The following is a 12,744-nucleotide window of genomic DNA, read 5'->3' on the forward strand; positions in this document are numbered from 1 at the left end:
TGACCCTGACACCGTGTGAGGGCGTAGAGGTGGAAGCATCATGTTCAGCATCGGAGACTTCGCCAGGCTCGGGCTCGTGTCGGTGCGTATGCTGCGCCACTACGACGCGATCGGGCTGCTGCGGCCCGCGCACGTGGACCCGGTCACCGGCTACCGCTCCTACCAGGCGGCACAACTGTCACGGCTCAACCGCGTCGTCGCGCTCAAGGACCTCGGCTTCACCCTGGAGCAGGTCCGCGTCATCCTCGACGACAAGGTCGGCACCGACGAGCTGCACGGCATGGTCCGGCTGCGCCGGGCCGAGCTGGCGGAGCGGATCAGAGCCGACCAAGCCAGGCTGCGCGGCGTAGAGGCGAGGCTCCGCTCGATCGAGAGGGAGGGCGGCATGGCGACCAGCGAGGTCGTGCTCAAGCAGGTGGGGCCGGTCCGGGTCGGCGAGCTCAGCGCCGTCGCGGCGAGCTACGAGCCCGGCGACATCGGACCCGTCATCCAGCCGCTGTACGCGGAGCTGTGCGCCCGGCTGGAGGCGGCCGGCGTCGCGATGGCCGGCCCGGGCATCGCCTACTACCTGCCGGAGGAGGACGGCGCCGTACGGGTGCACGCCGCGATGCCGGTGGCCGGAGAGTCCGTGGACGCGGCCTGTGCGGGCGTGGACGTGGACGTCGTGGCGCTGCCCGGTGTCGAGAGCGCGGCCACGATCATCCACCACGGGTCGATGGACGAGGTCGGGACGACGTTCCAGACGCTGGCCCACTGGATCGAGGAACACGGCTACCGGTCGCTCACCCTCGCCCGCGAGGTCTACCTGCACTGTCCGGACAACCTGGACGAATGGGTGACCGAGCTGCAGATCGAGGTGACCAGGGAGTAGTGGACGCCGCCGAACTCGAACGGCACCGGACCGAGCTGACCGGCTACTGCTACCGGATGCTCGGGTGCGGGTTCGAGGCCGAGGACGCGGTGCAGGAGACGCTGGCCAAGGCGTGGGCGGCGCGTGAGCGTTACGACCCGGGCCGGGCGCCGCTGCGCGCCTGGCTGTTCGGCATCGCCGCCAACGTCTGCCTCGACATGCTGCGCGGCACCCGGCGCCGGGCGCGGGCCATGGACCTCGCGCCGAACTCCGCGCCCGGCGGCGACCTCGGCGAGCCGCTGCCCGCCCACAGGTGGGTGCAGCCGGTGCCCGACGGCCTGGTGCTCGACGGTCAGCTGCTCGGCGCCGACCCGGCCGAGGTCGCCGTGGCCAGGGAGTCGGTGCGGCTGGCGTTCGTGGCCGCGCTGCAGCACCTCCCGCCCCGCCAGCGGTCCGTCCTCATCCTGCGTGACGTGCTGCGCTGGAGCGCGGCCGAGGTGGCGGCACTGCTCGGCGGCAGCGTGGCCGCGGTCAACAGCGCGCTCCAGCGGGCCAGGGCGGCGCTGCCCGCCCCCGCCGAGCCGCACACGGGGCCGTCCGGGGAGGTGGGCGAGGAGGTGGACCGGGAACTGCTGGCCCGCTACGTGGCAGCCTTCGAGCGCTACGACGTCGAGGCCCTCGTCTCGCTGCTCCACGAGGACGCCACGATGACGATGCCGCCGTACACGTGGTGGCTGCGCGGCCGTGCCGACATCCACGCGGCCCTGCTCGGCTCCGACGCCCCCTGCGCCGGCTCCCGGCTGCTGCCCGCCGGCCGGGCGAACGGCGCCGCCGCCTTCGGCCAGTACCTGGGTGGGGAGCCCTTCGCGCTGGTGGTCGTCGAGACGCGGCGGGGGCGCGTCAGCGCGGTGACCACCCATCTCGGCGACCGGCTGTTCCCGATGTTCGGGCTGCCGATGAGTTTCGGCTCCCCGGTCCGTACTGATGGGTGAGAAGGAAGGAAACGACAATGCCTGACATCGTGGAACACCCTGACCGTCCGTACGTGGGGGTGCGCAAGACCATCACCATGACGACCTTCGGCGTGGTCGCCGACCGCATCGCGGAGCTGATCGGCTGGCTCGCCGAGCGCGGCGTCGGCCTCGCCGGGGCGCCGTTCCTGAGGTACCACTCCATCGACATGGAGGCCGACGGGCTGGACGTGGAGGCGGGCGTGCCCGTCGCCGCGCCCGTCGAGGGCGAGGGCGACATCCGGGCCGGCGTGCTGCCCGCCGGCCGCTACGCCACCGTCACCCACCACGGCCACCCCGACCAGCTGGCCGGCGTCATGGACGAGCTGCTGAAGTGGGCGTCCGGGCAGGGCCTGAAGTGGGACATGACCGAGTCCGGTACGACGGAGCACTGGGGCTGCCGCCTGGAGCTCTACCAGACCGACCCGCGCGTCCAGCCGGACCCGGCCGAGTGGGACACGGTCGTGGAGTTCCGCCTGGCCTGACACGGCGTCGGGAGGTAGGGGGGGCGCCCGGCATTCTCGGGCGGCGCACGGTGAACCCGTTCGTCAAGCGTGCGGCCGGGGCCGAGCCGGTCGTGGCCGGCTCGGCCCTGTCGGGGTCGGTCCTGTCCCCGCGTTCAGGATGGGCGCTCGCGAGGCGCCGGGGCGGGCTTCGGCGCCGCCGTGGCGGGCGGGTCACAGGCCCAGGGTTGCCTTGAGGTCGGCCTTGACGGCGTCGAGGTCGGCGGCGGCCTGGGAGCGGGCGTCGCCGACGTCGCCGGTGACCGGGACGACGACCTCCAGGTAGCACTTGAGCTTCGGCTCGGTGCCCGAGGGGCGGACGACGACGCGGGCGTCGCCCGACAGCGTGTAGCGCAGGCCGTCGGTCGGGGGCAGGCCGCCGTCGCCACGGCTGAGGTCGTCAGCGCGCTCCACCGTACGGCCGCCCAGGGTGGCCGGGGGAGTGGCGCGCAGGCGGGCCATGGCGCCGGCGATCAGCGACAGGTCGTCCACCCGGACCGAGAGCTGGGACGTGGCGTGCAGGCCGTAGCGGCGGGCCTGGTCGTCGAGCAGGTCCAGCAGCGTGCGGCCGGCGCGCTTGGCGGCGGCGGCGATCGCGGCGACCGTGAGCGCGGCCCCGATGCCGTCCTTGTCGCGCACCGGCAGCCGGTCGCCGTCACCCGCCGCCGATCGATGATCGGCACCGTCCACGTCACCCGCCGGTGGTCGAGGAGCGGCACCGTCCACGTCACCCGCCGGTGGTCGAGGAGCGGTGCCGTCCGGGTCGGCGGCGTGCGGCAGGGGGTCGGTGCCGACGCTGTAGCCGATGGCCTCCTCGTAGCCGAAGACCAGGCCGGGCCCCGCCTTGATGATCCACTTGAAGCCGGTCAGCGTCTCGCCGTAGCGGACGCCGTGGGCGCGGGCGATCTTGCCCAGCAGGGTCGAGGACACGATGGTGGTGGCCACCATGCGCTCGCCCGAGGTGTGGGTGATCACGTGTTCGGCGAGCAGCCCGCCCACCTCGTCGCCGGTCAGCATCCGCACCGAGCCGTCGCCCAGCGGCACGCCCACCGCGCACCGGTCGGCGTCGGGGTCGTTGGCGAGGACGAGGTCGGCCCCGGTGCGGGCGGCCAGCGCGGCGGCGAGGTCCATCGCCCCCGGCTCCTCCGGGTTGGGGAAGGCCACGGTGGGGAAGTCGGGATCGGGGTTGCGCTGCTCCTCGACGGCCATCGGGCTCTCGAACCCGGCCCGCAGGAACGCGTCGGTCAGCGTGGCGCCGCCCACCCCGTGCAGCGGCGTGTAGGCGACCCGCAGCTCGCGGGCGTCGCCCAGAGGCAGCCGGGTGATCGCGTCGATGTAGTCGTCGACGATGTCATCGCCCAGCTCGGTCAGGGTGCCCGGCCCGTGCAGGGGCAGCTCGTCGACGGGGCCCCCGGCGTCGATGGCCGCGGAGATCTCCCGGTCGATCGGCGGCACGATCTGCGAGCCGTCGCCCCAGTAGACCTTGTAGCCGTTGTCGCGGGGCGGGTTGTGGCTGGCGGTGACCATCACCCCGGCGTCGGCGCCCAGGTGGGGCACCGCGAAGGCCAGCACGGGCGTGGGCAGCGGGCACGGCAGCACCGAGGCGTGCAGGCCGGCGCCGGTCAGCACCGCGGCCGTGTCACGGGCGAACACGTCGGACTTGTGCCGGGCGTCGTAGCCGATCACCACGTGGCGGCCGGAGCCGAGCACCTTGGCCAGGCCGGCGGCGGCCCTCATCACGGTGACCCGGTTCATCCGGTTGGGGCCCGCACCCAGCTCGCCGCGCAGCCCGGCGGTGCCGAACTCCAGCTTGCGGCCGAACCGGTCGGCCAGCGCCGCCAGGTCGCCCTGTTCGATCAACCCGGACAGCTCGGCGCGGGTCTCGGGGTCGGGGTCCTGGGCCAGCCACTGGCGGGCCCGCCGGACCAACTCGTCGCCCACCACCGCGGCCGGGCCGCTCGCCTCCGCGCTCACAGTCTGTCCACGACCTTGGCCAGCAGGACGCCCATGCGGGCGGCGGTGGCGCGGCCGACCTGCAGGACCTCCTCGTGGTCGAGCGGGTCGCCGGCCAGGCCGGCGGCCGGGTTGGTGACCAGGGACAGTCCGAGCACGTCGAGGCCGGCCTCGCGGGCGGCGATGGCCTCCAGGACCGTGGACATGCCGATCAGGTCGCCGCCGAGGGTGCGCAGCATGCGGATCTCGGCGGGCGTCTCGTAGGTGGGGCCGCGGAAGGCCACGTAGACGCCTTCGGCGATGGCCGGATCGATCTCGCGCACCAGCGCGCGCAGCCGCTTGGAGTAGACCTCGGTCAGGTCGATGAACGTGGTGCCGGTGATCGGGTTGGCGCCCGTCATGTTGATGTGGTCGCTGATCAGCACCGGGTCGCCGACCCGCTGCGTCTCGGGACGCAGGCCACCCGCCGCGTTGGTCAGGATGATCGTGCGGACGCCCGCGGCGGCGGCGGTGCGCACGCCGTGGACCACCGCCTCGACGGGCCGCCCCTCGTAGAGGTGGCTGCGGCCGAGGAAGACCAGCGCGTGCCGCCCGGCGCCGGTGCGGACGACGCGGATCTTGCCGCCGTGCCCGGCCACCACCGGAGCGGAGAAGCCGGGCAGGTCGGTGAAGGGGATCTCGCTGACCGTCTCCCCGAGCGCGTCGGCGGCCGGCACCCAGCCGGAGCCCATGACGAGGGCCACGTCGAAGGAGTCGAGGCCGGCGGCGGCCCGCAGCGCCGCTGCGGCCGCACCGGCCAGGGTGTAGGGGTCGTTGCTCACGTTCAGTAGTTTATGAGCAGCCTGTCCAGCACCCGCACCCCGAACTGCAGCGCGTCCACCGGCACCCGCTCGTCCACGCCGTGGAACATCGAGGCGAAGTCCATGTCGGCCGGCAGCCGCAGCGGCACGAATCCGAACCCGCGCACCCCCAGGTCGGCGAAGAACGTCTTGTTGTCGGTGCCGCCCGACATGCAGTACGGCACCGCCCGCGCGGTCGGGTCCTCGGCCTTCAGCGCCGCGATCATCGACTCGACCAGGGCGCCGTCAAACGTGGTCTCCAGCGCGATGTCGTGGTGCACGAACTCGCGGCGCACCCGGGGCCCGATGAGCGTGTCGACGGTCTTGAAGAAGTCCTCCTCGTGGCCGGGCAGGAACCGGCCGTCGATCACGGCCGTGGCCTGGCCGGGGATCACGTTGGACTTGTAGCCGGCGTCGAGCTGGGTGGGATTGGTGGTGTGGCTGAGCGTCGCGCCGACGAAGCGCACCAGCGGCCCGATCCGGTCGAGGATCGGCCGGGGGTCGTCCTCGTCGAAGGGGATGCCGAAGGCGTCGGCGACCTCGGTGAGGAACTGCCGCACGGTCGGGGTGAGCGTGATCGGCCACTGGTGGGCGCCCACCCGGGCGACCGCCGTGGCGAGCTCGGTGACGGCGTTGTCGGAGTTGAGCATCGAGCCGTGCCCGGCCGTGCCGTCGGCGATGAGCTTCATCCAGGCCAGGCCCTTCTGGGCCGTCTCGATGAGGTAGAGCCGCAGCGACGGGTCCACCTCCAGCGAGTAGCCGCCCACCTCGCTGATCGCCTCGGTGACGCCCTCGAACAGCTCGGGGTGGTGCGCGGTGAGGTGCTTGGCGCCGTACACGCCGCCCGCCTCCTCGTCGGCCACCCACGCGAAGACGAGGTCGCGGCGCGGCCTGCGGCCCTCACGGGTGAGCTGGCGCAGCACCGCCAGCATCATGGCGTCCATGTCCTTCATGTCCACCGCGCCGCGGCCCCAGATGTAGCCGTCGCGCACCTCGCCGGCGAACGGGTCCACCGACCAGTCGGCGGCGTTGGCGGGCACCACGTCGAGGTGGCCGTGCACCAGCAGGGCGGGCAGGGACGGGTCGCTGCCCTCGACGCGGGTCACCACGTTGCCGCGCCCCGGGGCGCTCTCGACGTAGGCGGCCTCGATGCCGACCTCGGCCAGCCTGGCCATCACGGCCTCGGCGGCGGCGCGCTCGCCGGGGCCGCTGCCGTCACCGTAGTTGCTGCTGTCGATGCGGATCAGCTCGGCGCACAGCTCGGCGACTTCGCTCTCGGCGGGAGTCACGGCGGGAGTCTCGGCGGAGGTCATGGTGTCCTTTCCAGGGTGCGGAGGCCGGACTTGCGGAGGTGGCCGCGCTTGTGGGCGCGGGTGATGAGCGTGACGTCGATGTCGGTGACCTCGTCGTACAGGCCGACGACACCCGTCAGGAAACGGTAGAGGGCCGCCTCGTGGGCCACCGCCACCTGGACGATCAGGGAGTGGGTGCCCGCCGTCGCGGCACAGTAGCGGACGTGGGGATGCGCCGACAGCGTACGGCCCACGCGGTCGAGTCCCTGCGGCCGTACCTTCAACCAGAGCTGAGCCTCGGCCTCCAGGCCGAGCAGCGCGGGCTCGACCTCGGCCCGCGGCAGCAGCAGGCGCCGTTCGAGCAGGGAGGCGGCGCGCCTGCGGGCCGTCGGCAGGGAGATGCCGAGGCGTTCGGCGATGGCGGTGAAGGCGATCCGGCCGTCGGCGACGAGCAGGTCGGCGATCTCCTGCTCCAGGGGCGACAGGCCCTCCTCGTCGGGCGGCGCGGCGCCTTCCGGCGAGCCGTCGTGCGGGGCCGGGCGCAGCTCGGCGATCTCCCGCTCGTCGAGGTAGGGGGCGTGCCACTCGGCGACGGTGCGGAAGGTGTGCAGCACCACCTGGGTCCGCGTCTGCTGCACGCCGTCGATCGCGGCGACCTGCGCCGTCAGGATGTCGTGCAGCGCCTCCCGCGACGGTGACACCAGCTCGCAGCCGATGTCGGCCACTCCGGTCAGCGAGTAGACCGAGCGGGTGTCCGGCCGGCCCGCCAGAGCCTCGGCGACGTCGGCGGCCGTGCCGGGCCTGACCTGGACGTGCAGGTGGACCGGCCGGCCGTGGCCCGAGCGCAGGTCGTCGTAGATCGCGGTGACGCGGACGGCGCCGTCGGCGATGAGGCGCTGCAGCCGGCGCGCGACCGTGCGTTCGTGCTCACCCACCGCCCGGGCGATCTCGCCCCAGGCGGCGCGCGGGTTTACCTGGAGAGCGGAGACCAGCCGCCGGTCGAGAACGTCCACTGAGAGCCGTTTCTGTGTCGGGTTTGTAAAGACTTGGCCGAATATTTGACTGTTTTGGTCGTTCGCTTGCAGAGTAGGCGACAGAGCATCAGTAAGCAAAGGAGCCCCCCGTGGCGACCTCCCCCATCGCGCCGTCTCCCGTCGGCATCCCCCGCAGCCGTGTCCGCCAGCTCATGGCGGCCAGCGTCGGCAACCTGGTCGAGTGGTACGACTGGTATGCCTACAGCTTCCTCACGGTGTTCTTCGCCAAGCAGATCTTCCCCGCGACCGGCAACGCCCTCGTGCCCCTGCTCAGCTCGTTCGCCATCTTCGCGGTGGGCTTCTTCATGCGCCCCCTGGGCGGGCTGCTGGTGGGCGCCTTCGCCGACCGGTTCGGCCGCAAGGCCGCCATGACGTTCACCATCCTGCTCATGGGCGCCGGCTCGCTGCTGCTGGCCATCACGCCGACGTACGCGGCCGCCGGGGTGCTGGCGCCGATCATCCTCACGCTGGCCCGGCTCATCCAGGGCCTGTCGGTCGGCGGCGAGTTCGCCGCCGCGACCACGTTCCTGGTGGAGTCGGCCCCACCCGGCCGCCGCGGCCTGTTCTCCAGCTTCCAGTACGTCAGCACCACGCTCGGCCAGCTGCTCGCCTCCGGCCTGGCCGCGGTGCTGGCCGCGACGCTCGGCACGGCCGCCATGGACGACTACGGCTGGCGCATCCCGTTCCTGGTCGGCGCGCTGCTCAGCCTGGTGGGCCTGTGGATACGCAGGGGCGCCGAGGAGACCAGCACGGTCGCCGAGGACATCAGGCAGGGCCGCGCGGAGCGGCCGCGCATGTTCGAGTTCCTGCTCCACTACCCGGCCAAGGCCGCCATGATCGTCGGCATCACGGTGGCCGGCACGGTCTCCTACTACACCTGGACGACGTTCCTGCCCACCTACGCGCAGCTCAGCGTGAAGTTCGACGCGTCGGAGTCACTGACCATCGGCACCATCTCGCTGGTGTTCTTCATGGTGCTGCAGCCGCTGCTCGGCATGCTGTCCGACAAGATCGGCCGCAAGCCGATGCTGATCACGTTCGGGCTGGCCTTCACGCTGCTGCCGGTGCCGCTGCTCGCCACCCTGTCGAACTCGTTCGCCAGCCTGCTGTTCGTCCAGTGCCTCGGAATGGTCTTCCTCGGCTGCTTCACCTCGGTCTCGGCCGCGGTCAACTCCGAGCTGTTCCCGACCCGGGTGCGGGCCGCGGGTGCGGGCTTCCCGTACTCGCTGACCGTCGCGATCTTCGGGGGCACCGCGCCGCTCATCGGCACGGCGCTGAAGGACGCCGAGATGGTCCATCTGTTCCCGTGGTACGTCTCGGTGCTCGCGCTGATCTCGACCCTGGTCTACGTCTTCGCGCTGAAGGAGACCAAGGACCAGCCGCTGGCCTGAGGCGCTCAGCCGCCGAGCGACTTGCAGGGGCGTCCCCGCAGGCTCTTGACGTAGTCGTCGGGGGCGCCCGCCCGCTCCGCCGCGTCGGCCAGGATGCCGAGGTAGCGGGCGGAGGGCAGGCCGCCCTCGTAGCCGTCGAGCACGTAGAACCAGGCCACCTGCTCGCCGTCGAGCGTCTGCACGCGCAGCCGCACCTTGTGGTGGAGGCCGCGGGCGGCGCCCTCCCACTGGTCGAGGGACGCCTCGTCCCACTCGGGCACGTCGTAGAGGACGACGAAGACGTGCTCGTCGGGGTCCTCGACGATGGTGGCCAGGGCGCCTTCCCAGCCCAGGTCCTCACCGCCGAAGGTCAGGCGCCAGCCCTGCAACCAGCCCACACCTCGCATCGGAGAGTGCGGGGCGCGCATGGCCATCTGCTCCGGGTCCATGTTGCTGCCGTAGGCGGCGTAAACAGGCACAGCAGCCAAGGGTAGCGCGCGGGCGGCCGCCCCGTTTCGTCGCCAGGCCGAGGCATGCGGAAGAATGGTACGCGTGACTAGGATCGTGATCATCGGCGGCGGACCGGGCGGCTACGAGGCGGCGCTGGTGGCGGCGCAGCTAGGCGCGCAGGTCACGATGGTCGAGCAGGACGGCCCGGGCGGAGCCTGCGTGCTCACCGACTGCGTGCCGTCCAAGACGCTGATCGCGACCTCGGTCCGCAAGCAGGCCCTGCTCGACGCCCCGTCGCTGGGCATCAGCTACTCCGGCGGTCCCGACGGCGACATCGGCGCGGCCACGGTCGACCTGCCCCTGGTCAACAAACGCGTCAAGGAGCTCGCCCAGGCCCAGTCGGCCGACATCGCGGCCCGCGTCGCGGCCGAGGGCGTGGAGATCGTCAAGGCGCGCGGCCGGCTGGTCGACCCGCAGGTGGTCAAGGCGGGCGACCGGACGATCAGGGCCGACGTGGTGCTGGTGGCCACCGGCGCCACCCCGCGCGTGCTGCCCGGCGCCGAGCCCGACGGCGAGCGCATCCTCACCTGGCGCCAGCTCTACGACCTGGAGGAGCTGCCCGAGCACCTCATCGTCGTCGGGTCCGGCGTGACGGGCGCGGAGTTCGCGGGCGCCTACCGCTCGCTCGGCTGCGAGGTGACGCTGGTCTCCAGCCGCGACCGCATGATGCCCAACGAGGACGCCGACGGCGCCGAGGTGCTCGAAGAGGTCTACCGCCGCCGCGGCATGAACGTCATGGGCCGCTCGCGCGCCTCCTCCGTCAAGCGCACGGCGAACGGCGTCGTGGTGACCCTGGAGGACGGCCGCACCGCCGAGGGCTCCCACGCGCTGATGACGGTCGGCATGGTGCCCAACACCGGCGGCATGGGCCTGGAGGAGGCCGGGGTCCAGCTCGACAAGTACGGTTTCGTCAAGGTCGACAAGGTCTCGCGCACCTCCGCGCCGGGCGTCTACGCCGCCGGTGACTGCACGGGCGTGCTCATGCTGGCCTCCGTCGCGGCCATGCAGGGCCGCATCGCGGTCTGGCACGCGCTCGGCGAGGCCGTCCAGCCGCTGCGGCTGGCCACGGTGGCCTCCAACATCTTCACCGACCCCGAGATCGCCGCGGTGGGCGTGGCGCAGCGGGCCATCGAGGCGGGCGAGATCGAGGCCAACGTGGTCAAGCTGCCGCTGGCGACCAACGCCCGCGCCAAGATGTCGGGCTTCCACGACGGGTTCGTCAAGCTGTTCTGCCGGCCGCACACCGGCATCGTGCTCGGCGGCGTGGTGGTGGCGCCGCGCGCGTCGGAGCTGATCCTGGCGGTGTCGGTGGCGGTGCAGCAGCGCCTCACCGTGGACCAGCTCGCGCACACGTTCGCGGTCTACCCCTCGCTGTCCGGCTCGATCACCGAGGCGGCCCGCCGGCTCATGCAGCCCGAGGCCGCGCTCGGCATCTGAGCACCGTCGAGCAGCGCAGCCGCTACGGCTGCGAGTCGAGCACCGCGAAGCCGCCCGGCGGCAGGGTGTCGAGCGTCGTGCAGGTGAGCAGGTCGTGGCCGGGCGGGACCGGGCAGGGCCGGTCGCCGTGGTTGACGGCGAAGACCGTGTCGCCGCGCCGCACCAGTTCCAGCCCCGCCGGGTGCGGGGGCAGGCCGAGCAGCCGGGCGTAGCCGTCGTCGGTGAGCCGGGTGGAGACGTACCACGCGCCGCCGTTCCGGGTGATCGCGGGGGAGCCGTCCGGGTAGGTGGCCACCGCCTCGGCGCCGCGCAGCCGCACCAGCTCGCTCCAGACGCTCGCGGTGTCCCCGTTCGACAGCGTCACCGGACCCTCCAGCGGCCTGAACTCCTCCACGCTGATGCCGAGCAGGTCGCGCAGCGCTCCAGGGTGGCCGCCGGTGCGCACCCGCCCGTACGGGTCGGCGACGCCGCTGAGGTAGGTGACGACGAGCGTGCCGCCGCCCTCGGCGTAGCGGCGCAGGTTGGCTGCGTCGTCGTCGGAGAGCAGGTAGAGGTTCGGCACGAGCACCGTCCGGTAGCCGGACAGGTCGCCGGACGGGTGGGCGAGGTCGGCGGTCACGCCGTGGCGGTAGAGCACCCGGTGCGCCTGGCGGACGGCGTCGAGGTAGTCGATCTCGGACGAGGGCAGGCCGGGCGCCTGCAGGGCCCACCATGACTCGGCGTCCCACAGCACGGCGGCCTCCGCCCGGACCGGGCCGGCGGGCCGCAGGCGCGACAGCAGCGCCCCCAGCTCGCACGCCTCGCGGAAGACCGCCGAGTCGGGGCCCGCGTGCGGCACCATGCCGCCGTGCCACAGCTCGGCGCCGCCGCGTGAGGCGCGCCACTGGAAGAACATGGCCCCCTGCGAGCCGCGGGCGACCGGTGACAGGCTGAGCCGGGTGATCTCGCCGGGACTCTTGGCCAGCATCCGGCCGTCCCGGTAGGTCAGCACCGCCTGCTCCATGAGCAGCCACGGCTCCCCGCCCGCCCAGTGCCGCGCCAGGTCGGCGGCGAAGGCGGTCTCCGACGGCGGGTCCGCGGCCGGGTAGTGGTCGATGGCCACCAGGTCCACCTCGCGGGCCCAGTCGCGGTGGTTCACCGGCACCCAGGCGCCGAAGACGAAGTTCGTGGTGACCGGCGCCCCCGTCGGGGCGAGGATCTTCTTCTGCTCGCGGAAGTGGCCGAGCAGCTCGTCGGACAGGAAGCGGCGGAAGTCGAGGGCGTGCGCGGGGTTCGGCAGGTACTGGGTGGCGCGCGGCGGCTCGATCTGCTCCCAGGCGGTGTAGTGCTGGCCCCAGAACGCGGTCGTCCAGGCGTCGTTCAGCGCTTCCAGGGTGCCGTGCCGCCCGCGCAGCCAGGCACGGAACGCGGCGGCGGTGTGCTCGCAGTGGCACCAGGAGCCGTACTCGTTGTGCACGTGCCACATCGCCAGCGCCGGGTGCCCGCCGTAGCGGTCCGCCAGCCGGGCGGCGACGTCGCGGGACCGCTCCCGGTAGTACGGCGAGCTGACGCAGTACGTGTCGCGGCTGCCGTGGGCCAGCCGGACCCCGTCGGCGGTGACGTTGCGGGCCTCGGCCGGGAACCACGGCGGCGGAGAGGCCGTCGGCGTGGCCAGGTTGACCCGGATCCCGCCGGCGTGCAGCAGGTCGAGCACCTCATCCAGCCAGCCGAAGTCGTGCGCGCCGGGCGACGGCTCCAGGCGGGCCCAGGAGAACACGCCCACGGTCACCAGGTTGACCCCGGCCCGGCGCATCAGCGCCACGTCCTCGTGCCACACCTCGCGGGGCCACTGCTCGGGGTTGTAGTCGCCGCCGTAGTACATCGCAGCCCTCCTATTGGGATGGAGTCTCAACAAATTCCCCGTTGACGTTTGTTGGTATGGAGACCAAACTAATCCACGGAGTTGG

The 12,744-nt window shown here is 72.8% G+C and carries 11 protein-coding genes; 5 read left to right on the forward strand and 6 right to left on the reverse strand.

Going from position 1 to position 12,744, the window contains the following annotated elements; all coding sequences use genetic code 11:
• Positions 1-40 precede the first annotated feature (40 nt).
• From FHU36_RS35240 to FHU36_RS35250, 3 genes are read left to right on the forward strand one after another with little or no spacing between them, the layout of a single operon-like run.
• A complete protein-coding gene (locus FHU36_RS35240) occupies positions 41-871 on the forward strand; it encodes a MerR family transcriptional regulator (protein ID WP_185088386.1) in 831 nt (276 codons plus the stop codon).
• Entirely contained in the window at positions 871-1,842 is a 972-nt protein-coding gene (locus FHU36_RS35245) for an RNA polymerase subunit sigma-70 (protein WP_312892052.1), read from the forward strand. The genes FHU36_RS35240 and FHU36_RS35245 overlap by 1 nt, the downstream gene beginning before the upstream one ends.
• A 17-nt stretch (positions 1,843-1,859) precedes the next feature.
• Positions 1,860-2,345, forward strand: coding sequence for a GyrI-like domain-containing protein (locus tag FHU36_RS35250; protein ID WP_185088388.1), 486 nt, complete (start codon positions 1,860-1,862; stop codon positions 2,343-2,345).
• 192 nt (positions 2,346-2,537) lie between these two features.
• On the opposite strand, the gene FHU36_RS35255 is transcribed toward FHU36_RS35250, so the two are convergent.
• From FHU36_RS35255 to FHU36_RS35270, 4 genes are read right to left on the reverse strand one after another with little or no spacing between them, the layout of a single operon-like run.
• Positions 2,538-4,337, reverse strand: coding sequence for a phospho-sugar mutase (locus tag FHU36_RS35255; RefSeq protein WP_312892053.1), 1,800 nt, complete (start codon positions 4,335-4,337; stop codon positions 2,538-2,540).
• Positions 4,334-5,137: a purine-nucleoside phosphorylase gene (locus FHU36_RS35260; RefSeq protein ID WP_185088389.1), complete on the reverse strand. Its 804-nt coding sequence runs from the start codon at positions 5,135-5,137 to the stop codon at positions 4,334-4,336. Before FHU36_RS35260 ends, FHU36_RS35255 begins: the two co-directional genes overlap by 4 nt.
• Before the next feature lie 2 nt (positions 5,138-5,139).
• On the reverse strand, positions 5,140-6,468 hold the full coding sequence (locus tag FHU36_RS35265; protein WP_185088390.1) for a M20/M25/M40 family metallo-hydrolase: 1,329 nt from the start codon (positions 6,466-6,468) through the stop codon (positions 5,140-5,142).
• On the reverse strand, positions 6,465-7,460 hold the full coding sequence (locus FHU36_RS35270; protein ID WP_185088391.1) for an Lrp/AsnC family transcriptional regulator: 996 nt from the start codon (positions 7,458-7,460) through the stop codon (positions 6,465-6,467). Before FHU36_RS35270 ends, FHU36_RS35265 begins: the two co-directional genes overlap by 4 nt.
• 110 nt (positions 7,461-7,570) lie before the next feature.
• Here FHU36_RS35270 and FHU36_RS35275 point away from each other — a divergent pair, with 110 nt between their 5' ends.
• Complete coding sequence (locus FHU36_RS35275; protein WP_312892054.1) at positions 7,571-8,872, forward strand: MFS transporter; 1,302 nt, start codon at positions 7,571-7,573, stop codon at positions 8,870-8,872.
• 5 nt (positions 8,873-8,877) lie between these two features.
• On the opposite strand, the gene FHU36_RS35280 is transcribed toward FHU36_RS35275, so the two are convergent.
• The gene (locus FHU36_RS35280; protein ID WP_101783719.1) at positions 8,878-9,330 is read right to left on the reverse strand and encodes a gamma-glutamylcyclotransferase family protein; all 453 of its coding nucleotides are present in this window, start codon (positions 9,328-9,330) and stop codon (positions 8,878-8,880) included.
• A gap of 73 nt (positions 9,331-9,403) precedes the next feature.
• Here FHU36_RS35280 and FHU36_RS35285 point away from each other — a divergent pair, with 73 nt between their 5' ends.
• The gene (locus tag FHU36_RS35285; protein WP_185088392.1) at positions 9,404-10,798 is read left to right on the forward strand and encodes an NAD(P)H-quinone dehydrogenase; all 1,395 of its coding nucleotides are present in this window, start codon (positions 9,404-9,406) and stop codon (positions 10,796-10,798) included.
• A gap of 22 nt (positions 10,799-10,820) precedes the next feature.
• Here FHU36_RS35285 and FHU36_RS35290 read toward each other — a convergent pair whose 3' ends face one another.
• A complete protein-coding gene (locus FHU36_RS35290; protein ID WP_185088393.1) occupies positions 10,821-12,659 on the reverse strand; it encodes a beta-galactosidase in 1,839 nt (612 codons plus the stop codon).
• Positions 12,660-12,744: the final 85 nt, after the last annotated feature.

Origin of the sequence: Nonomuraea muscovyensis, from assembly GCF_014207745.1 — a bacterium.
Taxonomy (GTDB): domain Bacteria; phylum Actinomycetota; class Actinomycetes; order Streptosporangiales; family Streptosporangiaceae; genus Nonomuraea; species Nonomuraea muscovyensis.